We start from the raw sequence: 23,549 nt of genomic DNA, 5'->3' as shown, positions 1-23,549 counted from the left end.
TAAATGAAAAAGAAATAAGATTTAAATCCATTAGCAATGAGTGAAAATCAAATTAAGAATATAGAGGCAGAATTCGATGCTAGAATAGCTAGAGACGAAAAAATTGAGCCGAAGGACTGGATGCCTGAAAAGTACCGTCAAACCCATATTAGGCAGATATCTCAGCATGCGCATTCTGAAATTGTTGGAATGCTACCTGAAGGAAATTGGATCACTAGAGCACCATCTCTAAGACGTAAAGTAGCACTTTTGGCAAAGGTTCAAGATGAAGCCGGGCACGGTCTGTATTTGTATAGTGCTTGTGAAACGCTTGGCATTTCTCGAGATGAATTATATGAGCAATTACACACAGGTAAGGCTAAATATTCCAGTATTTTTAATTACCCTACCATTACATGGGCAGATATAGGAGCTATAGGATGGTTGGTTGATGGTGCAGCAATTATCAATCAAGTGCCTTTGTGTAATACTTCATATGGTCCTTATGCCAGAGCAATGATTCGTGTGTGTAAAGAGGAAAGTTTTCACCAGAGACAGGGTTATGAAATTATGATGACACTGGCAGAAGGAACAAAAGAACAAAAGACGATGGCTCAAGACGCATTAAATAGATGGTGGTGGCCGTCTTTAATGATGTTTGGACCAACTGATGCAGAATCTGTACATACGGCTCAATCCATGAAATGGAAATTAAAGCGCAAGACGAATGATGAATTACGTCAACAATTTGTTGATCAAACAGTGCCACAGGCAGAATTAATTGGTTTAACTGTGCCAGATCCTGATTTAAAATGGAACGACGAGCGCCAATCATATGATTTTGGTGCTATAGATTGGGATGAATTTTGGCAGGTGGTTAAAGGGCATGGGCCTATGAATAAGCAGCGTATCAATGCTCGAGTGTCAGCATGGGAGAATGGTGAATGGGTGAGAGATGCAGCTATGGCATACGCTAAAAAGCAGGAAGAAAGTCGAACTAAACAAGCAATGTAATGAGTAAGAATTGGCCACTTTGGGAAGTATTTGTACGAAGTAAAAATGGATTAGAGCACCGTCATTTTGGTAGTTTACACGCCGCTGATGCTGAAATGGCTCTTGAAAATGCTAGAGACGTCTACACACGAAGAAATGAAGGGGTTAGTATTTGGGTAGTGGAGTCCAAGCACATTAGAGCTTCTAATCCTGAGAACAATGGCGAATTATTTGAGCCAGCTCAAGATAAGGTATACCGTCATCCAACTTTTTATAACATTCCTGATGAAATAAAACATATGTAATGATGAAGGAAGAGTTATATGAATATATTCTAGGGGTCGCAGATAATTCGTTGATTTTAGGACAGCGACTTGGTGAACTTTGTGGTCATGGCCCTAGCCTTGAGACCGATATTGCTTGTACCAATATCTCATTGGATCTTTTCGGACAAACGCGATCCTATTTTCAATATGCTGCTAAATTAATTGGTAACGACGCCACTGAGGATACTGTCGCATTTCTTAGAACTGAGCGCGAATATAGAAACGTGCTGTTGGTAGAACAACCTAATACTGATTTTGCATACACTATAGCAAGACAGTTTCTGTTTGATGTGTTTCACTTTTTGTTCTTAGATCAGTTAAAAAATAGCAACGATCTCAACCTATCGGCTATCGCTAACAAAGCGATAAAAGAGGTGAGTTACCATCAACGTTTTTCAACAGATTGGATTAAAAGATTAGGCGATGGAACTCCAGAAAGTGCTCAACGTATTCAAGCCGCTATTGATGATTTATGGCGGTATACAGATGAACTGTTTCATACAAGTAACATTGATGATAAGATTATTGAGGCTGGTATAGGGGTGAATCTTTCAGAATTAAAGGACCCTTATTACAGTAGAGTCATTCAAGTTTTGGAGGAATCTAAATTAGTAACTCCAGAATCTAAATGGTTCCAAAAAGGTGGAAAAGCAGGTGTGCATACAGAACATATGGGCTATATCCTAAGCGATATGCAGTATATGCAACGCACCTTTCCAAATATGACTTGGTAAGATGACAGTGATTCAAGGCGTACATATCGATGAGCAGCTCATACCAATTCTAGAGAAGGTTTCAGATCCTGAAATTCCTGTCTTATCAATTTTGGAAATGGGTGTGGTACGGTCTGCACAATTAGATAAAAATCATGTGTACGTTAAGATTACACCAACTTATAGTGGATGTCCAGCAATGGATGTTATTGGGGACGACATCAATAGAGCACTGAAGAAAGCTGGTTACACTTCTGAAGTAGAACTTGTTTTATCTCCCGCCTGGACAACAGACTGGATTACACCAAAAGGACGCGCTGCCCTTGAAAATTATGGTATTGCAGCTCCATTAAATCCTGAGGCCGATAAGGCGGTATTATTGGAAGGTAAGCGATTAGTGTCTTGTCCACAATGTTCGTCCAAAAACACCAGAATGGTTAGTCAATTTGGTTCAACTGCTTGTAAAGCCCAGTTCCAATGCGATGATTGTCTGGAACCTTTTGATTATTTTAAATGTCTTAAATAAATGAGCAACTTTATTGCGCTACAAATTGAGGAAGCAGTAGCTACGATTACGCTTAACAGACCAGAAGTATTTAATAGTTTTAATAGGGAAATGGCTCTGGCACTTCAGGATGTATTGGGTCAATGTGAGGCCAATGATGCAGTGAGAGCTATTGTTTTAACTGGCTCGGGAAAAGCATTTTGTGCGGGTCAAGATTTAAAGGAAGTTACCGACCCTGAACTCAATCCTGGATTTAGAAAAATACTAGAAGAACACTACAATCCTATAATTAAGAGATTACGAACTATCAAAAAGCCCGTTATAGGTGCCGTAAATGGGGTTGCGGCTGGCGCAGGAGCCAATATTGCCCTAGCTTGTGATATTGTGGTAGCCCATCAAAAGGTAAGTTTTATTCAAGCATTTAGCCTCATAGGACTTGTTCCAGATAGTGGTGGCACCTATACCTTACCCCGTTTAATAGGCTTCCAAAAAGCTCAGGCATTGGCCATGCTCGGTGATAAGATTTCCGCTGAAGAGGCGGAGGCTATGGGAATGATTTATAAAGCTGTACCTTTAGAAGAATTTGAATCCACGATTTTAAAATTAGCTGATAAATTGTCCAAAATGCCAACAAAGGCATTGGGAATGATTAAGGAGTTGTTTAATGCCTCTATGTCAAATTCATTAGAGGAGCAATTAGCTATGGAATCAGAATATCAAATTGAAGCGGCTCAAACGGATGATTATGCAGAAGGAGTAGCGGCATTCATTGAAAAGCGTCAACCTAACTTCAAAGGTCAATAGTTGAACAGAGATATTTTATTACAAGCACAGGAACGTGTGGCTCCTTATATTCATAGGACGCCAGTTCTCACATCACAATTACTCAATGATGAAGCTGGCGCTAAGCTCTATTTTAAATGCGAGAACTTCCAAAAGATGGGGGCTTTTAAAATGCGGGGTGCTGCCAATGCTATTTTATCCTTAAGCCAGGAAGAGCGAGATAGAAGTGTGGTCACACATTCGTCTGGAAATTTTGCTCAAGCCGTATCTTTGGCCGCCTTGAAACTTGGAGTTAAGGCCTATATAGTTATGCCTGAAAATGCCCCAGATGTTAAAAAAGAAGCTGTTAGGTCCTATCAGGGAGAAATTATTGAGTGCGAATCAACTCCTGAAGCACGTGAGGCCACTGCAATGGCCATTCAGAACTCAAAAGGAGCAACATTTTTGCATCCATCCAATCAGGATGAGGTCATCATAGGCAACAGCACCGCCGCGACAGAATTGCTTGAGGACTATCCAGATCTGGATGTTATATTAACTCCAGTTGGTGGTGGAGGTCTCATTGCTGGAACAGCTCTGTCGGCTAATGAATTTTCAGGAAAATGTGTCGTCATTGGTGGGGAACCTATGAATGTTGATGACGCTTATAGATCCCTAAAATCGGGAAAGATAGAAACCAATACATCTTTTAATACGATTGCTGATGGATTACGAACGCATCTGGGGGATCGTAATTTCCCCATTATAAAGGAATTGGTTCATGATATCATTCGCGTAGAAGAAGATGAGATTATTGAAGCTATGAGGCTTATATGGGAACGAATGAAAATAATAATTGAACCCTCATGTGCGGTTCCTTTTGCAGCAGTATTAAAACAAAAATCAACTTTTAAAAATAAAGAAGTCGGAATTATTTTATCGGGTGGTAATGTCGACCTGAAAAATCTTCCTTTCGAACAAAAAGTATGAATGTAGGAGTTATTGGTTCTGGTACCATGGGAAGTGGAATTGCTCAAGTGGCAGCCACTGCGGGATGTATGGTTAGTCTGTTTGATACTAATCAATCGGCATTGGATAAAGCAAAGGCTAATCTGGAGAAGGTTTTATCAAGGCTTATTGAGAAAGGTCGAATTGATGAAGCTGAGAAAAATCGAATACAATCAAATATTTCCTATGTCAAACAACTTCAAGATTTGTCTGAGGTTAACCTGGTTATTGAAGCCATAGTTGAAGACCTATCGATTAAACAGGCAGTGTTTTCTGAACTGGAGACAATGGTTTCTGAATCTTGTATAATAGCATCTAATACGTCTAGCTTATCTATAGCCTCAATTGCTGCATCTTTGAAAAAGCCTGAACGTTGTATCGGCATTCACTTTTTTAATCCAGCACCATTAATGAAGTTGGTTGAGGTTATTCCAGCGGTACAAACTTCTGAAAAGACGTTAGAATCTTGTGTGAACACAATAAAGGATTGGGGTAAAATCGTAGCTATTGCTAAAGATACACCAGGATTTATTGTCAATAGAGTAGCGCGCCCCTTTTATGGGGAGTCCCTAAGGATTTATGAGGAAGGTCTGGCAGATTTTGCAACTATCGACGATAGTTTAAAGACACTTGGTGGTTTCCGAATGGGACCATTTGAACTTATGGACTTTATTGGTAATGATGTCAATTATACCGTGACTGAAACGGTTTTTGAAGCTTTCTATTACGACCCTAGATACAAACCGTCATTTACCCAAAAGCGTCTGTCTGAAGCAGGTTATTTAGGGCGGAAATCGGGGAAAGGCTATTATGACTATAATGAAGGATCTCAGCGACCTAAGCCAGACGAAAATGAGGAGTTGTCAAGACTCATATTTGAGCGTGTACTCGTGATGCTTATTAACGAAGCAGCTGATGCTTTATTTTTAAATATTGCGTCTCCAGAGGATATAGATTTAGCCATGACTAAAGGAGTTAATTACCCTAAAGGACTTTTAGCCTGGGCCGATGAAATGGGTATCAACTGGTGTGTTGAGCGAATGGATGCACTTTATGATGAATATCATGAGGACCGATACCGTTGCAGTCCCCTTTTGAGAAAAATGAATCGCGATCAGAAAACATTTTTTTAATGAAGGGAGAGGATATTCCATACAAAATGCTCAGTCAGGACCCATTTAGTACTTGGATGGGTATTGAAATTTTAGAGTGCGAATTAGGGCGATGTAGAGTTGGAATGACCGTGAGAAAAGATATGCTTAATAGTATGGGAAAGGCTCATGGAGGTATAAGTTATAGTTTGGCAGATACGGCCTTTGGTTTTGCAGCCAATACCTATGGAAAATATGCCGTGTCTATTGAATCAAGCATCAACCATATTGAAGCGCTTAACGAAGGGGATTATCTTGTTGCTGAATCGGTTATAGAAAAGGTGAAAACCAAATTAGGCTTTAATATTATTGAAGTAAAACGACAGGACGAGTTAGTGGCTTTATTTAAAGGGATTGTATATAGAACGCAAAAAGATTGGGAAGAATAAATTATGAAAGACGCATTTATTATTGATGGGGTACGAACTCCCATCGGCAATTATAAAGGAACTTTGTCAGCTGTAAGAACGGATGACTTAGGTGCTCACGTTATTAAAGCAGTTGTTGACAGGAACCCAAACATTCCAAAAGACGCCTATGATGATGTTATTTTGGGTTGTGCCAACCAAGCGGGTGAAGACAACCGTAACGTAGCTCGGATGTCGGCATTACTTGCAGGGTTACCCTTCAGTGTTCCTGGCGAAACGGTTAACCGTTTGTGCAGTTCAGGCCTTTCAGCCATAATTCATGCTAACCGCGCCATAAAAAGTGGAGATGGAGATGTGTTTGTGGCAGGTGGAGTTGAAAACATGACCAGAGGTCCCTATGTAATTGCTAAGCCCTCTTCAGCTTTTGGAAATGACTCTAAAATGTACGATTCCAGCTTTGGATGGAGGTTTATCAATCCAAAAATGCATGAGATGTATGGCACCGACGGCATGGGGGTGACTGCCGAGAATTTGGTTGAATTGTATGGGATATCCCGCGAAGACCAGGACAAATTTGCTTTTTGGAGTCAGATGAAGGCTTCTAAAGCACAAGAGAATGGACGTTTAGCAAAGGAAATTATACCAGTCGATATTCCACAACGAAAGAAGGACCCAATTCATTTTGTCAAAGACGAATTTATTAAACCAGGGACATCTCTTGAGGTTCTAGGAAAATTACGCGCGGTCTTTAAAAAAGACGGAGGAAGTGTCACGGCTGGTAATTCAAGTGGTCTTAATGATGGGGCAGCGGCTACCATTATTGCATCCGAAGATGCTGTAAAACAGTATAATTTAAAACCATTAGCAAGGATTGTAAGTTCAGCAGTTGTTGGAGTGGAACCCAGAATTATGGGAATCGGTCCAGTTAAGGCTTCCAACAAAGCACTTGAAAAAGCAGGCCTGACCATGGATGACATGGATGTTATTGAATTAAACGAGGCTTTTGCTGCACAGGCATTAGCCTGCACAAGGGCTTGGGGCTTGAATTATGATGATCCAAGATTAAATCCTAATGGAGGTTCTATTGCCATAGGCCATCCCTTAGGCGTAACAGGTACGCGAATCGCTTATTCTGCGGCCTTAGAATTACATGAACAGCAAAAACAATATGCCTTGATTACCATGTGTGTGGGGGTAGGGCAGGGCTATGCAGCAATTATAGAACGGGTCTAATATGGAAAAAATACAACATTATGTTCAGGGTGCCTGGACTACAGGAACAGAGGAAGGACAACCCATTTTTGATGCTGTAACAGGAGAGGCTTTTGCCAGTGTGGCTATTGAGGGTTTAAATATTCCTGAAGTTCTTAATTACGGACGAACCAAAGGTGGTGAAGTGCTAAGGAAAATGACATTTCAAGAGCGCGGCAATATGCTCAAGAAGTTAGCACTCTACCTCACTAAACGGAAAGAAGATTTCTATGAATTAAGTTATCGGACGGGAGCTACCCGAGTGGATAGTTGGATTGATATAGAAGGTGGTTTTGGGAATCTTTTCGCCAACGCATCACTTAGGAAGTTGTTTCCTAACCAACCATTCCATGTGGAAGGAGATCCTGTAGATTTATCACGAGGCGGACGATTTATGGCCCACCATATTATGGTACCTAAAAAGGGTGTGGCTGTACATATTAATGCTTTTAATTTTCCGGTCTGGGGAATGTTGGAAAAATGTGCTGTGAACTGGATGGCAGGAATGCCAGCGGTTGTTTTACCGGCGCCTTCTTCGTCATATCTTGCAGAGGCTGTAGCGCGATCCATAATTAATTCAGGAATTTTACCTGAGGGCGCTCTTCAAATTATCAATGGTACCGTCAAAACTATTTTGGATACGGTGGAATCTCAGGATGTGGTGACCTTTACAGGTTCTGCCGCAACAGGACGTTTGTTGAAAGCACACCCCAGGCTCATCCAAGAGTCCGTACCTTTTACCACAGAAGCAGACTCGTTAAACGCATCTATCCTTGGAGAAGATGCTGTATCAGGAACGCCAGAATTTGATCTTTTTATTAAAGAAGTCCGTAAAGAAATGACGGTTAAGGCCGGTCAAAAGTGTACCGCTATTCGAAGAATAATTGTTCCAGAATCCCTGGTAGAGGATGTGCAAATTGCCCTTGGAAAGGCCTTAGACAAGGTGACTATCGGAGACCCAAGACTAAAAGAAGTACGTATGGGCGCATTAATTAGTCAACAACAAGTGCAGGCCGTTAAAGACTCGGTGTCTGACCTTGCTAAGGAGGCAGAGATAGTGTATGGTCATTTAGATAAAATAGATACGTTTGGTGCCGACGCCACCAAAGGGGCTTTTATAAGTCCAATAGTCTTGAGAACGGATAATCCTTTTAAAAGTTTAACGGTACATGAGCGTGAGGCGTTTGGTCCTGTAAGTACCATTATGCCCTATAAGTCCTTAGATGAAGCTATTACCCTAGCTCAGATGGGTAAAGGGTCTTTAGTATCTTCTATTGCAACTTACGACGATGCTATTGCTCGTGATTATGTGGTTAATGCCGCTAGTCATCACGGACGAATTTTGGTGTTGAATAGAGAGAATGCTAAGGAGAGCACAGGGCATGGGTCTCCATTGCCATATCTAGTTCATGGTGGTCCAGGACGAGCGGGCGGTGGTGAAGAAATGGGTGGAATGAGAGGTATTAAGCACTACCTGCAACGAACAGCTATTCAGGGCTCACCAACGACAATAACTGCTATTACAGGTATTTATCAGCAAAATGCTAAATACAAGGAAGCAGAGCAACATCCGTTTAAATACCATTGGGAAGATATTCAACCAGGAATGTCTTTAAAGACCCATCAGAGAACGATTACAGATACAGACATTATTAATTTTGCGAATCTTACCTGGGACCATTTCTATGCGCATACGGACATCACTGCTTTAGATGGAAGTATATTTGAAAAACGCACGGCTCATGGTTACTTCATAATTTCGGCCGCCGCTGGTTTATTTGTGCACCCTAATAAGGGACCTGTAGCTGCCAACTATGGCTTGGATACTATTAGATTTCTAAGACCCTTATATCATAATGACACCATTTATGTGCGATTGACATGCAAAGAGAAAGTGGATCGTGATGTGTCTTCTACTGAACATCCAAGTGGTATCGTAAAGTGGCATGTTGAGGTGTTTGATGCCAATTTTGAAAGTAGACCTGAAAGTGAGAAATCACCCAAGGACACTCCCTTAGTTGCTGTAGCTACCATTTTAACCATGGTGCAGAAGAAGCAAGAGACCTTTGTAGAAATCAATAGAGAAACAATTGAGGGTTATCTTAGTAAATTGACTGAAGATACTAAGCCATTGTGGGGGACCATGTCCCCGCAGCATATGTTGGAGCATCTGGAATATTCTACTAGAATTTCCTCAGGTGAAATACAAGATTTTGAATTTTCAACTCCTGAGAAGATTATGGAAAAGGTGCACACTACCTTGTACAATTATAGAAAAATGCCAAGAGAGTTTGGTGCGCCAGCTTTGCTTGAGGAAGAACTGAAAACCTTAAAACATGTTGACCTAGATGCGGCAAAGGCGAAGCTAATTGAGGCTTATGATAATTATATTGAATATTTTAAATCCAATCCAGACACCAGGCTAAAGAACATAGTATTTGGTAATCTGAATCGATACGAGTGGAATTTGTTCCATAGAAAACACTACAATCATCATTTTGAACAATTTGGACTTTTATAATTATGACAAAACCTTATGTAAAGCAAACCATAGAAAATGGAATCGGTTATATAGAATTTTTTCATCCAGCCCATAATTCACTTCCAGGTGATATTCTTGCTGATCTGGCTACTTCAATAACTGATGCAGGTACTAATAAAGAGATAAAAGTAATCGTTCTTAAAAGTGGAGGAAACCGCACATTCTGTGCTGGTGCCAGTTTTAAAGAATTAATAAATATCAATGATGAGGCCACTGGAAAAGTATTTTTTTCTGGATTTGCAAATGTTATTAATGCCATGCGTAAGTGTCCAAAATTCATCATTGGTAGAGTTCAGGGTAAAACCGTTGGTGGGGGGGTAGGTTTGGCCTCTGCAACCGATTATTGTATGGCTAGTAAGTTTGGGGCCATTAAGTTAAGTGAACTTAATGTAGGCATTGGACCTTTTGTGGTTGGACCTGCAGTTCAACGTAAACTTGGTGTATCTGGAATGTCTCAAATCGCTATTGACGCCAATAGTTTTTATTCTGCAGAATGGGCTAAGGATAAAGGTCTTTATACACAGGTGTTTGAGTCAACAGAAGAACTTGATGCTGGGGTAAAATCTTTTGCAGAACATTTAGCTACTTATAATCCGGATGCCATGCGTGAAATGAAAACCATGTTTTGGACCGGAACTGATGATTGGGATGAGTTACTGGCGAAACGTGCTGCTATTAGTGGTCGATTAGTGTTGAGTGAATTCACAAAGGAGACATTGAAACGATTTAAATAAATGATTTACGAATTTCAGAGGTTTATTCCTGTAGTTCATGAAAGTAGTTTTGTTCATCCGCTAGCAGCTGTTACAGGTAACGTTATTATAGGCAAAGATTGTTACATAGGACCTGGTGCTGCCGTTAGAGGGGATTGGGGACAGATTATTCTTGAAGATGGAGTTAATGTACAGGAAAACTGTACGATACATATGTTTCCTGGTAAGTCCATAGTATTAAAAGAAAGTGCTCATGTTGGACATGGTGCTATCATCCATGGTGCCAATCTAGGGCGAAATTGTTTGATCGGTATGAATTCGGTAATCATGGATGATGCCGAAGTTGGTGAGGAAAGTATAGTTGGGGCAATGGCTTTTGTAAGAGCTGAGACCATTATTCCTCGGAGATCATTAGTGGTGGGTAATCCTGCTAAGATTGTGAAAGAGGTGACAGATGAGATGATTGCCTGGAAGACCAAAGGTACCAAACTGTATCAGCAACTTCCTGCAGAATGTCATATGAGCCTGCGGGAAGTAGAGCCATTGCGTGAAGTCCCTGAGAATAGAGAGGTTCAAAAGGACATTTACAAGACCTTAAGGGAGATCTTTAAAAAATAATTATTGCAATCTGCTTAGATTAATTTCATTGGTCTCCTTGCCTGTTGATAGGGTGATTAAACTTTGAACATTCCCCAAATAAGGTAGTAAGGTTAATTTAGATATAATAAAGTGTTCATAGGCCTCAATATCTTCAACCACAAGTTTTAGCAAGTAATCAAAATTCCCGCTTACACGATGGCACTCAATAACCTCAGGGAAATTATTGATTTGAGTGACAAATTTCTCAAGGTAACTTCGCGTATGTCCTTGCAGTGTTATACCCATAAATACTGTTTGCTTTAAACCAATTTTCTTCTGATTTAATACCGCTACATAGCCTTTAATGTACCCTTCTTTTTCAAGTTTTTTAATACGTTCAAAAATGGGTGAGGTGGTCATTCCTAATTCTTCAGCAATACTCTTTGTTGTGCGATTACTGTTTTGTTGCAAGAGTTCTAAGATCTTGATATCAACTGTATCTAAATTGGCCATCAGCAAAAATTCATTTTAAGTGTTAATCAATGATTATGCAAAAGAAAATAGTGTAATAATAAATCAAAAATAAAGAATAAAATGCTGTATAAATATAATTTAGAAGTTATTAACAGTCAATAATACTATAATCACTTAATTTTGGTACTTCTGTATTAAAGGCTGAGTACATTGAATAAAACGGACTTAAAAATGCCCAAGATGGGCGAGAGTATCACAGAAGGCACTATTATTAATTGGTTAATTGAAGAAGGGGATAGCTTTGAAGAAGGTGATATTCTTTTGGAGGTAGCTACAGATAAAGTTGATAATGAAGTGCCAGCACCAGCTGGTGGTATTCTATTAAAGACACATTTTGGCCCAAAAGATGTCGTTCCTGTAGGTGAGGTAATAGCAACGTTGAATCTCAATGAAGTTTCTGCTACGGCTCCCATCAAGAAGTCTGAGCAGAAAGCAACAAATAAGAGCAGAATTTCAAAGCCTAAGGAGAATAAAAGAATCTCAGTGACTCAAAGTCAGACTTCGCAACCCACATCGAATGCTTTTACAGTATCTAATTCCAATCAGTTTATATCACCCTTAATTCTTTCCATTGCAAAGGAACACCATATTAGCTATGAGGAATTGGCACGTATTCCGGCAACTGGTGAGGAAGGAAGGTTAAGAAAAAGTGATGTGTTCCAATATATTGATGAAGGAAGACCATATAAATTCGCCCAGCCAGTCCAAAGAGATGAGACAGCCTATCGCATTCCACAATTGAATTTAGATAAAGGCGAAGGCAAGCGAATTGAGATGGATCGTATGAGGCAAATGATTGCTGATCATATGGTATATTCCAAGCATACCTCACCGCATGTAACCGCCTATGTTGAGGCAGATCTGACCAATATGGTCAACTGGCGAAATGCCAATAAAGGAGCTTTCCAAGAAAAATACGGTGAGCGATTAACCTTTACCCCCTTGTTTGTTGAAGCAGTAGCTAAAGCCGTTAAAGACTTTCCAAATATTAATGCCTCGGTAGATGGTAACACCATAATTGTAAAGGATGACATTAATATTGGTATGGCCACAGCCTTGCCTTCTGGTAACTTAATAGTTCCGGTAGTAAAGAAAGCCGATGCTAAAGACTTAAAAGAGTTGGCTTCAGATGTCAATGCCCTAGTCAATAAAGCACGAGAGAATAATCTTGGTGGAGATGATATTAAGGGAAGCACCTTCACTATTTCTAATGTGGGCACTTTTGGTAGTGTCATGGGTACACCAATAATTAACCAACCTGAAGTGGCGATATTGGCCTTGGGAATCATTAAGAAACGACCTGAAGTTATTGAAACACCAAATGGTGATGAAATTGCTATTCGCAGTATGATGTATTTGTCACTTTCCTTTGATCATCGCGTGGTAGATGGTTATTTAGGAGGTAGTTTCTTAAGGCGCGTAGCCGATTATCTTGAACAATTCGATGTGAATCGAACTATATAAATCAAACTCATTCTAATACTAGTTATAATTGTTTGAGTTTTTAATTACATACTATGCAATACAATATTCCAATAACACCCATCGCTCAGTCCAAGGTTCATGATCTTGATTTTAATAATATCCCTTTGGGGACTACATTTACAGATCACATGTTTATTTGTGATTATGAAGATGGAAAATGGATAAATCCGCGTATAGAGCCTTTGAGACCTGTAGCTACGCATCCTGCAGCTATGGCCTTGCATTATGGTCAGGCTATTTTTGAAGGCATGAAGGCATACAAAGATCCAAATGGAGATCCGATGCTTTTTAGACCCTTTGAGAATGCCAAGCGATTAAATGAAAGCGCAGATAGAATGGGAATGCCGGATTTTCCAGAAGATTTATTTGTTGAAGGATTAAAGCAGTTAGTAGCCCTTGATGCGGCCTGGATTCCACCTCAAGCTGGTTCAGCCCTGTATTTGAGACCCTTTATGTATGCAGATGAGGCCTTCATTGGAATGCGTGCAGCTACTAGTTATAAATTTATAATCATGGCATCTCCATCTGGTCCCTATTTTAGCAAGCATATTAGGTTATGGGCAGAAAATCACTATATCCGTGCAGCTCATGGTGGTACCGGTGAAGCTAAGGCGGCAGGAAATTATGCGGCGGCAATCAGACCAACTGAAATTGCAAAAGCTAAGGGATATGACCAGGTGTTATGGTTAGATGCAGCTGAACATAAGTACATACAAGAAGTGGGTACCATGAACATCTTCTTTAAAATCGATGGGAAATTTATAACTCCTGAATTGGATGGATCTGTATTACACGGTATTACAAGATCAAGTGTTATAGATCTATTAAGGCATTTTGGGTATGAAGTTACAGAACGTCGTATTACTATTGATGAGATTAGAGACGCGTCTATAAATGGAACATTGGAAGAGGCCTTTGGAACGGGAACTGCTGTGGGTATTGCATACATCAAAGAAATTGGTCATGGTGAGGATACCATTCATGTGTCTGAAGAAAGCCCTGTTGCTGTTAGGGTTAATAATACTTTAAACGAAATTAAAATAGGTAAAGAAGACGATCCTTTCAATTGGATGGTGAAGGCAGAACGCGAATTAGTTTAATATGACCCGAGAGATTCTTGAGCAAGGTTTTTACAATCTTGTAACGGCTAAAACCATGACTGAATTATATGAAGCCAATTTTAAGTTGGTTTCAAAATATGTCCATGCTACTTCAAGAGGGCATGAGGCCATACAAACAGCTATCGGAATGCAGCTGCTTCCCCAGGACTATATGTTCCCATACTACAGGGATGACGCCATGCTTTTGGCAATTGGAATGCGACCTTATGACTTAATGTTGCAATTATTAGCCAAACGTGAAGACCCTTTCTCAGGTGGTCGTACCTATTATTCCCATCCTAGTTTAAGAGATGATGATAAACCTAAGATTCCACATCAATCATCGGCAACTGGTATGCAGGCCATACCAGCAACTGGCGTTGCAATGGGTATGCAATACAAAGAGCTACAAGGCTTAAACAATCCAGATGAAGAAAATCCCATTGTCGTATGTTCCCTTGGAGATGCATCGGTGACAGAAGGTGAGATTGCAGAGGCGTTTCAAATGGCTGCACTTAAACAAATGCCCATTTTATATTTAGTTCAGGATAATGGTTGGGATATCTCAGCCAATGCAGAAGAGACGAGAGCTCAGAATGCATTTGAATACGCTCAAGGATTTCACGGTTTAGAGGCGGTTAGTATAGACGGTGCTAATTTTCAAGAGAGTTACAAAACACTTCAGGATGTCATAAAAACCATTCGGACCGAACGTCGTCCAATGTTGGTCCACGCTAAAGTCCCACTCTTAAACCATCATACTTCAGGTGTGCGCATGGAATGGTATCGCGACGATTTGGAGGAAGCCAAATCCAGGGATCCTTATCCTGTTTTAAAACAACAATTATTGGATACAGGTATTGCTGAAAAAGACATTAGGGCCATTGAAGCAGAGATTAGATCTAAAGTTGAAAAGGATTTTCAATTAGCTCTTAAGGCCGAAGATCCAAAGCCAGAAGATTTATTCACCCATGATTTTGTGCCGACTCCTATTACTGAAGAATCTGGAGATCGAACTCCAGAAGGTGCTGATAAAGTTGTGATGGTAGACTGTGCACTTTTTGCCGTTGAAGAATTAATGCGCAAACATAAAGAGTGCTTGCTATATGGTCAGGATGTTGGTGGTCGCCTAGGTGGTGTGTTTAGAGAGGCTGCAACCTTAGCACAAAAATTTGGTGATGACCGCGTGTTCAATACTCCAATACAAGAAGCATTTATTGTAGGATCCACAGTTGGAATGAGTGCAGTTGGATTAAAGCCTATAGTTGAGGTACAGTTTGCCGATTATATTTGGCCAGGACTTAATCAGTTATTCACAGAGGTAAGTAGAAGTTGCTACCTCACCAATGGTAAATGGCCAGTGAGTATGATATTAAGAGTACCTATTGGTGCCTACGGAAGTGGTGGACCATATCATTCATCATCTGTTGAAAGTGTATTAACCAATATTCGTGGTATAAAAATTGCCTACCCAAGTAATGGGGCTGATCTTAAAGGCTTAATGAAAGCAGCTTATCATGATCCAAACCCCGTAGTGATTCTAGAGCATAAAGGATTGTATTGGTCTAAGGTTCCAGGAACTCAAGGCGCCACGTCTGTGGAACCTGCAGAGGACTACATTTTGCCCTTTGGGAAAGCCTGGTTGTTACAGGAAATTTGGAAACAAGAACAAGAAGAAACCCTGGCGATTATTACTTACGGAATGGGTGTGCACTGGGCTTATAATGCATCTGGAGAATTGGGCATGCGAGATAGAATTGAAATCATTGACCTTCGGACTTTGTTTCCTCTGGATGAAACAACAATAATGACCTCTGTTAAGAAGACAGGAAAGTGTTTGGTTGTTACTGAGGAGCCTTCTAATAATAGTTTTGCTATGGCATTGGCAGGAAAAATTCAAGCAGAATGTTTTCAGTATTTAGATGCTCCAGTTATGACCATAGGGAGTGAAAATATGCCGGCAATTCCATTAAATGCTACTCTAGAGCAGACCATGATTCCGTCCACTGAAAAAGTCATCTCAAAGATACAAGAGCTTATAGCGTATTAGTCAGTTTTCAAGCTTCGCAGATTTTAGTATCTTCAAAACTTAAATTGCTAAGCTGTGCTCACAAAAAGACGTTATTCCGTAAAGGAAATGGTGCTTTGGACCCGTGGTGAAACCCTAATTTATTTAGGATATGCTGGTGTTATAACAGTGTTATATAGGGTCTTTGATTTTACATTTTTGAATGTTCCTTGGACTCCCGTGGCATTGATTGGTACTGCCGTAGCATTTATGATTGGTTTTCAAAACAATTCGGCCTACGGAAGAATTTGGGAGGCTCGAAAAATATGGGGGGCCATCGTTAACACATCACGAACCTGGGGTATGAAAGTGCAGGATATGATTCGACCTTATGAGGATCAAGCACAGCTTACAGAAGAAGAACTTATAGAGGAACGTCGTGTTTTGATTTATAGACACATTGCTTGGTTAACGGCCTTGCGATATGCTATGCGTACACGTAAATCCTGGGAAACACAGCATACCGCTGTAACAAATCGAGAGTGGAGAAATTCTATTCATATTCCAGAAGAGGTATCTACCCTTGAGGATAATTTATTGATGTACCTATCTAGAGAAGAACATGAGTATGTATTAAGCAAGGGGAATAAACCAACGGCAATCTTATTTCTTCAGTCTGAACATTTAAGACGGCTAAAAGAAAAAGGTTGTTTATGGCAATTTGCTTTTATAAATCTGGAAAATGTTTTAGAAGAATTATTTACACACCAAGGTAAATCTGAACGAATTAAGAATTTCCCATACCCAAGGCAATATGCAAGTTTGTCTTTGTATTTAACAAGAGTATTTGCTGTGTTACTTCCTTTTGGTTTAATTCCAGAGTTTGCTGAAATTGGAGAAAGTATGCTGGATGATTTTTATCATATTGGTAACTATTTTATATGGGCGGCAATTCCATTTTGTGGCGTGGTGTCATGGGCATTCCATGTAATGGAGCGCATGGCTAGAGTAGGTGAAAATCCGTTTGAAGGGGTGCCTAATGATGTTCCGATTTCCACTATTTCACGAGCGATTGAAATTAATTTGAGACAGATGCTTGATGAAAACCATGAAGATATTCCAACCCAATTTCCTGAAGAACGAAATGTTCAGATGTAGGTATTATACCTCTGCATCCATAAGATCAGTTACTACATGATACCTTGGGTCTTCAATATCTTCTTCAATCACCTTTTCAAAACCAGGGTTCGCCTTCAAAAGCAGCGCTTTACAATCGGGGCTCAAATGCTTTAAAGTTATCTGTTTACCGGCCGCAATATACTTGTCTGCAAGATTTTCTAAAGCTTCAATTCCGGAGTGATCTGTAACTTGTGATTCAATAAAATCAATCTCAACCTTATCTGGGTCGTTTTTTACATCGAATTTTGAATTGAAATTCTGAATGGATCCAAAGAACAGCGGCCCCCAGATTTCGTAAACCTTTGTACCATCATCCTTAAAACTCTTACGAGCTCTAATCATCTTTGCATTTTTCCAGGCGAAGGATAAGGCCGACATTATGACGCCAGCAATAACAGCAATAGCTAGATCCTGCCAAACTGTGATGGCGGAAACAGCAATTAGCACAATCGCATCTGTTAAAGGGATTTTATGTAAAATTCTAAAGCTCGACCAGGCAAAGGTTCCAATGACTACCATAAACATAACTCCAACAAGTGCCGCAATTGGAATTTGTTCTATAAGTGGAGCAGCAAAAAGAATAAAACAAAGCAGTGCAATGGCAGCAATAGTCCCAGATAATCTTCCACGACCACCAGAATTTACGTTGATGATGGATTGTCCAATCATGGCACATCCACCCATTCCGCCGAAAAGACCATTTAAAATATTGGCCCCACCCTGCGCTACACACTCCCGATTACCACTACCACGAGTTTCGGTCAATTCGTCGACCAGAGTTAAGGTCATTAGTGATTCTATAAGTCCAACCGCTGCCAAAATAAAGGCGGTAGAAATGATCAAATTCCAGTGCCCATTTAGGGTGTCAAAAAGACTAAATATTTGAATTTGAAATGAAGGAAGCCCTCCTTTAAGACCCGAACCGCCACCTTCTCTAATAAAAGATCCAACAGTACTTACATCTAGTTTTCCAAGTATGGTGATGGCAGCGACAACAATAATAGCTGTTAAGGCTGCAGGAATCTTTTTGGTAAGTTTAGGTAGTCCAAACATGATACCCATCGTTAGCGCTACAAGTCCTAACATGGTCCATAGTGTAGTCCCTGTCATATATTGCATCTCTCCATCTATTCGTTCTTTAAACAGACCAAGTTGGGATAGGAATATGACGATTGCCAATCCATTTACAAAGCCTAGCATAACGGGATGAGGAATCAGTCTTACAAATTTACCGAGTCTCAAAATACCTGCCAATACTTGTATACCACCAACAATTAATAGGGTTATAAAAAGCCATTGTAATCCTAAATTATCAATGGGATCTGCTAAACTCAACCCAACTTCATTTCCTTTTTGAATTAAGTGTACCATGACAACAGCCATGGCTCCAGTAGCACCAGAAATCATACCGGGACGACCCCCGAACAGCGCCGTAATTAAACCCATCATAAAGGCACCATAAAGCCCAACCAATGGGTCTATCCCTGCAACAAATGCAAAGGCCACTGCTTCAGGGACTAAAGCCAGAGCCACGGTTAGCCCTGAGAGAATATCATTTTTTGGGTTTTGAGTAAAGTTCTTTATTGTGGTTTGAACTAGTGACATATCCGACGCTCCTTAAAAAGCGGCAAATATACTGGATTCTATTTAGAAGATTGGAAATGTGTTAAAATAAAAAATCACCTGATTATCAGGTGATTCGATTAGGAAGTGTTTGTTTTATTGTGCCTCTTGGGGTGGGAAATCAAGCATCATCCGATTGACAAATTCTTTAATTTTGGTTTCCTTTTTATCCCGACGCTGTGGTAAATCTCCTTTGGCCGTTCCCTGCCAAATCAGCTGTTTATTGTTATAATCAATCAGGTCTATAAATAATGTGCCTTCAACACTTGTAGAAACGGTGCTTCCACCGTATCCCCAACCCCAACCAGGACCCCAGCCCCAGCCACCGTAATATCCATAAGGGTAGCCCCAGCCACCCCAGCCCCAGCCACCATAGCCCCAAGCATTATTGTAGACATTGACTCGCGTACTGGCTTTGGTAAATATGCTTACCAACATATCAGGGTTTGTGGACTTTGTAAACCCTTTAGCCAATAGTTCTGTTTCAATAGCTTTTAGAATTCTACGTTTATCCAAATCACTAATTTCTGCTTGGTCTATACCTGGTTTATAAAATGCAAAGGTTTTATAATCATCAAATGCCACCTGACTGTCATAATCGGTAACAACACGTACAGAATTGCAGCTAGAGACCAATAATACAAGTACTAACAGCTTAATGGAATTTGTAACTAGTTTCATCTTATAACAACTTTTTATCTACATGGTTTGGTAATGTGACCTTTAACCCTGGATGCTCCGCCATGGCTCTTTTTATGGCGAATTCCGCTCCTTCATTTTTGGCCCAACCGCGTCTGGCAATCCCATTATTGACATCCCAAAACAACATAGATGTTAAACGTTTTTCAGCTTCCTTACTTCCATCAAGAACCATACCAAAGCCACCATTTATAACTTCACCCCAACCAACACCACCACCGTTGTGGATACTGACCCAAGTGGCTCCTCTAAAGGAATCTCCGATGACATTATGTATGGCCATGTCGGCTGTAAATCGAGATCCATCATAGATATTACTTGTCTCCCTATACGGAGAATCGGTACCAGAAACATCATGGTGGTCCCTACCCAATACAACAGGTCCTATCCTATTTTCAGAAATAGCTTTGTTGAAAGCCCTGGCAATTTCTATTCTTCCTTCTGCATCGGCATATAGTATGCGTGCTTTAGATCCTACAACCAAATCATTTTCCTGAGCGCCTTGGATCCATTGGATGTTATCGGCCATTTGCTGTTTAATTTCATTTGGCGCTTTTAGCATAAGAGTCTCAAGTACCTCTGTCGCAATTTGATCCGTAATACTTAAATCCTCTTGCCTACCAGATCCACAGACCCAACGGAAGGGCCCAAATCCATAATCAAAACACATGGGGCCCATAATGTCCTGAACATAACTCGGATATTTGAACTCGCGCCCAATTTCTGGATTTGCTACCATAACATCAGCGCCAGCTCTGGAAGCTTCTAATAAAAATGCATTTCCATAATCGAAAAAGTAAGTTCCTTTTTTGGTATGCGCATTAATGGCATTGGCATGTCTGCGAAGACTTTCATATACCAAATCCTTAAATTTTGCTGGTGATTTAGCCATAAGCGTATTGGCCTCTTCAAAGTCTAAATCAACAGGGTAGTAACCTCCAGCAAACGGATTATGCAAGGATGTTTGATCACTTCCTATATCTATATGAATATTGTGAAGCGCAAAGGCCTCCCATACCTCAACTACATTTCCTAAATATGCTATAGAGACTACTTCTTTGTTGTTTTTGGCGGTCTTTACTCTGGATATAAGTTCTTCAATGGATTCAATTTTTTCATCAATCCATCCTTGATCCAATCGTATTTGGGTGATTTTTGGATTAACCTCTGCACAGACTGTTATACAACCGGCAATATTGCCTGCCTTAGGTTGTGCTCCTGACATACCGCCAAGTCCAGAGGTTACGAAGAGACGACCATTGGGTGAGGTACCTATTTTTCTAAAGGCATTCATGACGGTAATGGTGGTGCCGTGAACTATACCTTGAGGTCCAATATACATATAGCTGCCTGCGGTCATTTGACCATATTGCGTCACTCCCATGGCATTAAATCGCTCCCAATCATCAGGACTGGAATAATTGGGGATCATCATTCCATTAGTAACCACAACTCGTGGAGCATTTTCATGAGATGGAAATAATCCTAGTGGATGACCCGAGTACATGACCAGAGTCTGTTGATCCGTCATTTCCGATAAATATTGCATTGTGAGTAAATACTGAGCCCAGTTTTGAAACACAGCTCCATTACCTCCATAGGTGATTAATTCATGTGGATGTTGAGCCACAGCTGGATCGAGGTTGTTTTGTATCATCATCATGATGCAAGCGGCCTGTACAGTATTTGCTGGATAGTCTTCAATAGGCCTCGCATACATTTTGTATGTAGGTCTGAAGCGATACATATAGATTCGGCCATAGGTCTCCAATTCTTGCTTAAATTCAGGAATTAATTCAGCATGAAATTTAGGGTCAAAATAGCGCAAGGCATTTGCCAATGCTAGTTGCTTTTCCTGGGCATTAAGAATGTCTTTTCGCTTAGGTGCGTGATTGACTTGGGGATCGTAAACTGATGCTTGTGGCAAGTAGTCCGGAATTCCTAAACTAATCTCTTCTTTAAATGTCAACTGCTCAATCTGTGTCATTATCGTTTTGTGCTTTGGGTTTTCTTATCAAATCCATAGGGGCAGTGCCTGCATCCGCTTTCACAACAGTATCCTCTTTTTAAATGGTATTGTTCTGTAAAACAGCGATATCCTTCTGGGGTTAAATAGTAATCACCCTCTTCAATGGGGACATATTTTTTCATCTCTACAAAGATAGCGGAAAATTTGAGCTGAAACCTGTGTGGCTGTGCGCTATTGTGAGTATAAATCACACAATTATCTTAGTCAAATTGTATTTTTGCTCTATGCAGATTGTTAAGACGGAACATATTGAAATTGATGGTGATTATGGAATTCAATTGGATATTAGGAGAGAAGACCTTATTCATCCGCATATATCAGGAAACAAGTTTCGCAAACTTAAATACAATCTTATTGAAGCCAGAGAACAGGGGTGTAAAACCCTTCTAACATTTGGTGGAGCCTATTCCAATCATATTGCTGCTACCGCCTACGCAGGAAAGCTTTATGGTGTGCGCACTATTGGCATAATTCGCGGTGAAGAACTAGCCGCTCGGATAAATGAAAATCCAACTCTAAAATTTGCTCAAAGCATGGGTATGCATTTAGACTTTGTAAGCAGAGATGTATACAGACAAAAGCATCAACAGGAATTTTTGGAAGGGTTCAAGAACAAATACGAGCATCTGTATATATTACCCGAAGGGGGTACTAATGAACTGGCTATAAAAGGCTGTGAGGAGATTCTAACCGAAGTTGATAAAAAATACAACTTTATTTGTAGTTCGGTAGGTACAGGTGGTACTCTAGCGGGTCTTATTAGAGCATCATTTTCTGATCAATATGTTATGGGATTTTCGGCCTTAAAGGGTCAGGGATTAAAAGAAGATATTAGTAAATTTGCCAATCATTCTAATTGGGATGTGAATTATGACTATCATTTTGGTGGTTATGCCAAAATAAATGATGACCTGGTGTCGTTTATAAATTGGTTTAAAACCCGCTATAACATTCCATTAGATCCTGTTTATACTGGTAAAATGATGTACGGAATTATGAATTTAATTGAGGCTAAGTATTTTCCTAAAGGGTCTAAAATATTAGCTATTCATACAGGTGGATTACAAGGTATAAAAGGAATGAATAAGCGTTTAAGTCGCCTACAAAAGCCCCTTATTAATGAATAAATCAATTTTTAAAATATGCTTTTTGATGGTTATTGCGGCCCTTTGTTCCTGTGGCCCCAAAAAGGGCATAGTCACTAAAAAGAAAAATCAAAAAGAGCGTGTGGCGACCAGTGAAAAGATGGAAACCTCCCCTGTGGTTATTGAGTCTGAAAAACCCGGGGAAGGAAAGGACTTGGTCATAGCTAAGCCGTCAGTTAGAATTCCAAAGTCCAATAGTGCTGTGGATATTTATATCGCCAATTACGCTGATATTGCCATAACCGAGATGCGTCGGTATGGTATTCCCGCAAGTATCACATTAGCACAGGGGATTTTAGAGTCTGGATCGGGTAGAGGTCGACTAGCAGTAGAAGCTAATAATCATTTTGGTATTAAGTGTCACGGTTGGACAGGTGCTCGTATATATCATGATGATGATAGATCTAAAGAATGCTTCAGAAAGTACAAGGATCCCATAAAATCGTATGAAGATCATTCAAAGTTTCTTACACAACGTGGACGTTATGCATTTTTATTTGACTTAAAAGAAGACGATTACAAAGCATGGGCCAAAGGTTTGAAGAAAGCTGGTTATGCTACAGACCGGAAATACCCCAAAAAACTAATTGCACTTATTGAGGATAATGATTTAGATGACTTTGACAGAGAAGGACTTAAAAAAGGTCGAAGGCAAGGAAAAACTCCTCCAAAACAGAAATCTGAACCTGTAGCCAGTGTTCCTACAAGTATTAGTACCTACATTGTTAAACAAGGGGATACCCTTTTTAGTTTATCAAGAAGGTTTGGAATTAGTGTGGATCAGATAAAATCACTTAATGGGCTTACAGATAATACTATAAATATTGGTCAAACATTAAAAGTTTCAAATAAATAAT

General features: G+C 40.1%; 23 protein-coding genes. 18 read left to right on the top strand and 5 right to left on the bottom strand.

Features of this window, described 5'->3' with window-relative positions:
- Positions 1–36: 36 nt before the first annotated feature.
- Genes paaA through DN064_RS08510 form a run of 12 tightly spaced genes read left to right on the top strand, consistent with a single transcriptional unit; the run spans position 37 to position 10,929 of the window.
- A complete protein-coding gene (gene paaA / locus DN064_RS08565; RefSeq protein ID WP_115462226.1) occupies positions 37–993 on the top strand; it encodes a 1,2-phenylacetyl-CoA epoxidase subunit PaaA in 957 nt (318 codons plus the stop codon).
- Positions 993–1,277, top strand: a complete 285-nt coding sequence (paaB, locus tag DN064_RS08560) for a 1,2-phenylacetyl-CoA epoxidase subunit PaaB (protein ID WP_115462225.1) — start codon at positions 993–995, stop codon at positions 1,275–1,277. Before paaA ends, paaB begins: the two co-directional genes overlap by 1 nt.
- Complete coding sequence (gene paaC / locus DN064_RS08555) at positions 1,277–2,032, top strand: 1,2-phenylacetyl-CoA epoxidase subunit PaaC (protein ID WP_115462224.1); 756 nt, start codon at positions 1,277–1,279, stop codon at positions 2,030–2,032. Before paaB ends, paaC begins: the two co-directional genes overlap by 1 nt.
- Position 2,033: 1 nt before the next feature.
- Positions 2,034–2,537 (top strand): 1,2-phenylacetyl-CoA epoxidase subunit PaaD, encoded by a 504-nt coding sequence (paaD, locus tag DN064_RS08550; protein ID WP_115462223.1) that lies wholly within the window; start codon positions 2,034–2,036, stop codon positions 2,535–2,537.
- Positions 2,538–3,320 carry an enoyl-CoA hydratase-related protein gene (locus tag DN064_RS08545; RefSeq protein ID WP_115462222.1) on the top strand — a complete coding sequence of 261 codons (783 nt, stop codon included), beginning with the start codon at positions 2,538–2,540 and terminating at the stop codon, positions 3,318–3,320. It begins immediately after the preceding gene.
- Complete coding sequence (locus DN064_RS08540) at positions 3,321–4,268, top strand: pyridoxal-phosphate dependent enzyme (protein WP_115462221.1); 948 nt, start codon at positions 3,321–3,323, stop codon at positions 4,266–4,268.
- Entirely contained in the window at positions 4,265–5,419 is a 1,155-nt protein-coding gene (locus tag DN064_RS08535; RefSeq protein ID WP_115462220.1) for a 3-hydroxyacyl-CoA dehydrogenase NAD-binding domain-containing protein, read from the top strand. The genes DN064_RS08540 and DN064_RS08535 overlap by 4 nt, the downstream gene beginning before the upstream one ends.
- Positions 5,419–5,826 carry a PaaI family thioesterase gene (locus tag DN064_RS08530; RefSeq protein ID WP_115462219.1) on the top strand — a complete coding sequence of 136 codons (408 nt, stop codon included), beginning with the start codon at positions 5,419–5,421 and terminating at the stop codon, positions 5,824–5,826. The genes DN064_RS08535 and DN064_RS08530 overlap by 1 nt, the downstream gene beginning before the upstream one ends.
- 3 nt (positions 5,827–5,829) lie before the next feature.
- Positions 5,830–7,038, top strand: a complete 1,209-nt coding sequence (locus DN064_RS08525) for an acetyl-CoA C-acyltransferase (RefSeq protein ID WP_115462218.1) — start codon at positions 5,830–5,832, stop codon at positions 7,036–7,038.
- Between the two features lies 1 nt (position 7,039).
- The gene (gene paaZ / locus DN064_RS08520; RefSeq protein ID WP_115462217.1) at positions 7,040–9,577 is read left to right on the top strand and encodes a phenylacetic acid degradation bifunctional protein PaaZ; all 2,538 of its coding nucleotides are present in this window, start codon (positions 7,040–7,042) and stop codon (positions 9,575–9,577) included.
- A gap of 2 nt (positions 9,578–9,579) precedes the next feature.
- Positions 9,580–10,332 carry an enoyl-CoA hydratase/isomerase family protein gene (locus DN064_RS08515; RefSeq protein WP_115462216.1) on the top strand — a complete coding sequence of 251 codons (753 nt, stop codon included), beginning with the start codon at positions 9,580–9,582 and terminating at the stop codon, positions 10,330–10,332.
- Positions 10,333–10,929: an acyltransferase gene (locus DN064_RS08510; protein ID WP_115462215.1), complete on the top strand. Its 597-nt coding sequence runs from the start codon at positions 10,333–10,335 to the stop codon at positions 10,927–10,929.
- Here DN064_RS08510 and DN064_RS08505 read toward each other — a convergent pair whose 3' ends face one another.
- Positions 10,930–11,403 (bottom strand): Lrp/AsnC family transcriptional regulator, encoded by a 474-nt coding sequence (locus DN064_RS08505; protein ID WP_198659426.1) that lies wholly within the window; start codon positions 11,401–11,403, stop codon positions 10,930–10,932.
- A gap of 201 nt (positions 11,404–11,604) precedes the next feature.
- Between DN064_RS08505 and DN064_RS08500 the strand changes: the two genes are divergently transcribed.
- The 4 genes from DN064_RS08500 to DN064_RS08485 are packed head-to-tail and all read left to right on the top strand — an operon-like array spanning position 11,605 to position 17,175.
- Entirely contained in the window at positions 11,605–12,888 is a 1,284-nt protein-coding gene (locus DN064_RS08500; protein WP_394347481.1) for a dihydrolipoamide acetyltransferase family protein, read from the top strand.
- Positions 12,889–12,941: 53 nt separating this feature from the next.
- Positions 12,942–14,009 (top strand): branched-chain amino acid aminotransferase, encoded by a 1,068-nt coding sequence (locus DN064_RS08495; protein ID WP_115462213.1) that lies wholly within the window; start codon positions 12,942–12,944, stop codon positions 14,007–14,009.
- Position 14,010: 1 nt separating this feature from the next.
- Positions 14,011–16,059, top strand: a complete 2,049-nt coding sequence (locus DN064_RS08490; protein WP_115462212.1) for an alpha-ketoacid dehydrogenase subunit alpha/beta — start codon at positions 14,011–14,013, stop codon at positions 16,057–16,059.
- A gap of 54 nt (positions 16,060–16,113) precedes the next feature.
- A complete protein-coding gene (locus DN064_RS08485) occupies positions 16,114–17,175 on the top strand; it encodes a bestrophin family protein (protein WP_232827447.1) in 1,062 nt (353 codons plus the stop codon).
- Positions 17,176–17,178: 3 nt separating this feature from the next.
- Here DN064_RS08485 and DN064_RS08480 read toward each other — a convergent pair whose 3' ends face one another.
- The 4 genes from DN064_RS08480 to DN064_RS14170 form a co-directional block, all read right to left on the bottom strand.
- Positions 17,179–18,801 (bottom strand): SulP family inorganic anion transporter, encoded by a 1,623-nt coding sequence (locus DN064_RS08480; RefSeq protein ID WP_115462211.1) that lies wholly within the window; start codon positions 18,799–18,801, stop codon positions 17,179–17,181.
- Between the two features lie 114 nt (positions 18,802–18,915).
- On the bottom strand, positions 18,916–19,500 hold the full coding sequence (locus DN064_RS08475; RefSeq protein ID WP_115462210.1) for a DUF4136 domain-containing protein: 585 nt from the start codon (positions 19,498–19,500) through the stop codon (positions 18,916–18,918).
- Between the two features lies 1 nt (position 19,501).
- Positions 19,502–21,487: a urocanate hydratase gene (locus tag DN064_RS08470; protein WP_115462335.1), complete on the bottom strand. Its 1,986-nt coding sequence runs from the start codon at positions 21,485–21,487 to the stop codon at positions 19,502–19,504.
- A 17-nt stretch (positions 21,488–21,504) separates the two neighbouring features.
- Positions 21,505–21,669: a DUF5522 domain-containing protein gene (locus DN064_RS14170; protein WP_157962273.1), complete on the bottom strand. Its 165-nt coding sequence runs from the start codon at positions 21,667–21,669 to the stop codon at positions 21,505–21,507.
- A 102-nt stretch (positions 21,670–21,771) separates the two neighbouring features.
- Here DN064_RS14170 and DN064_RS08465 point away from each other — a divergent pair, with 102 nt between their 5' ends.
- Together DN064_RS08465 and DN064_RS08460 are read left to right on the top strand one after the other, a co-directional pair.
- Positions 21,772–22,674 carry a 1-aminocyclopropane-1-carboxylate deaminase/D-cysteine desulfhydrase gene (locus DN064_RS08465; RefSeq protein WP_115462209.1) on the top strand — a complete coding sequence of 301 codons (903 nt, stop codon included), beginning with the start codon at positions 21,772–21,774 and terminating at the stop codon, positions 22,672–22,674.
- Entirely contained in the window at positions 22,667–23,548 is an 882-nt protein-coding gene (locus tag DN064_RS08460; RefSeq protein ID WP_115462208.1) for a glucosaminidase domain-containing protein, read from the top strand. The genes DN064_RS08465 and DN064_RS08460 overlap by 8 nt, the downstream gene beginning before the upstream one ends.
- Position 23,549: the final 1 nt, after the last annotated feature.

This window comes from Winogradskyella aurantiaca (assembly GCF_003362725.1).
In the GTDB taxonomy this organism is placed as follows: Bacteria; Bacteroidota; Bacteroidia; order Flavobacteriales; family Flavobacteriaceae; genus Winogradskyella_A; species Winogradskyella_A aurantiaca.
Note: the sequence above shows the minus strand (reverse complement) of the source record. Positions and strands in the feature narration are given on the sequence as shown.

What these genes read in the sequence shown, in the direction of transcription:
- DN064_RS08500 (WP_394347481.1), top strand. Translation starts at nt 11,605, where the DNA reads ATGGGCGAGAGTATCACAGAAGGCACTATTATTAATTGGTTAATTGAA.
- DN064_RS08495 (WP_115462213.1), top strand. Translation starts at nt 12,942, where the DNA reads ATGCAATACAATATTCCAATAACACCCATCGCTCAGTCCAAGGTTCAT.
- DN064_RS08490 (WP_115462212.1), top strand. Translation starts at nt 14,011, where the DNA reads ATGACCCGAGAGATTCTTGAGCAAGGTTTTTACAATCTTGTAACGGCT.
- DN064_RS14170 (WP_157962273.1), bottom strand. Translation starts at nt 21,669, where the DNA reads ATGAAAAAATATGTCCCCATTGAAGAGGGTGATTACTATTTAACCCCA.
- DN064_RS08480 (WP_115462211.1), bottom strand. Translation starts at nt 18,801, where the DNA reads ATGTCACTAGTTCAAACCACAATAAAGAACTTTACTCAAAACCCAAAA.
- paaC (WP_115462224.1), top strand. Translation starts at nt 1,277, where the DNA reads ATGATGAAGGAAGAGTTATATGAATATATTCTAGGGGTCGCAGATAAT.
- DN064_RS08530 (WP_115462219.1), top strand. Translation starts at nt 5,419, where the DNA reads ATGAAGGGAGAGGATATTCCATACAAAATGCTCAGTCAGGACCCATTT.
- paaD (WP_115462223.1), top strand. Translation starts at nt 2,034, where the DNA reads ATGACAGTGATTCAAGGCGTACATATCGATGAGCAGCTCATACCAATT.
- DN064_RS08535 (WP_115462220.1), top strand. Translation starts at nt 4,265, where the DNA reads ATGAATGTAGGAGTTATTGGTTCTGGTACCATGGGAAGTGGAATTGCT.
- paaA (WP_115462226.1), top strand. Translation starts at nt 37, where the DNA reads ATGAGTGAAAATCAAATTAAGAATATAGAGGCAGAATTCGATGCTAGA.
- DN064_RS08460 (WP_115462208.1), top strand. Translation starts at nt 22,667, where the DNA reads ATGAATAAATCAATTTTTAAAATATGCTTTTTGATGGTTATTGCGGCC.
- DN064_RS08525 (WP_115462218.1), top strand. Translation starts at nt 5,830, where the DNA reads ATGAAAGACGCATTTATTATTGATGGGGTACGAACTCCCATCGGCAAT.
- DN064_RS08515 (WP_115462216.1), top strand. Translation starts at nt 9,580, where the DNA reads ATGACAAAACCTTATGTAAAGCAAACCATAGAAAATGGAATCGGTTAT.
- DN064_RS08505 (WP_198659426.1), bottom strand. Translation starts at nt 11,403, where the DNA reads ATGGCCAATTTAGATACAGTTGATATCAAGATCTTAGAACTCTTGCAA.
- DN064_RS08545 (WP_115462222.1), top strand. Translation starts at nt 2,538, where the DNA reads ATGAGCAACTTTATTGCGCTACAAATTGAGGAAGCAGTAGCTACGATT.
- DN064_RS08510 (WP_115462215.1), top strand. Translation starts at nt 10,333, where the DNA reads ATGATTTACGAATTTCAGAGGTTTATTCCTGTAGTTCATGAAAGTAGT.
- paaB (WP_115462225.1), top strand. Translation starts at nt 993, where the DNA reads ATGAGTAAGAATTGGCCACTTTGGGAAGTATTTGTACGAAGTAAAAAT.
- paaZ (WP_115462217.1), top strand. Translation starts at nt 7,040, where the DNA reads ATGGAAAAAATACAACATTATGTTCAGGGTGCCTGGACTACAGGAACA.
- DN064_RS08475 (WP_115462210.1), bottom strand. Translation starts at nt 19,500, where the DNA reads ATGAAACTAGTTACAAATTCCATTAAGCTGTTAGTACTTGTATTATTG.
- DN064_RS08465 (WP_115462209.1), top strand. Translation starts at nt 21,772, where the DNA reads ATGCAGATTGTTAAGACGGAACATATTGAAATTGATGGTGATTATGGA.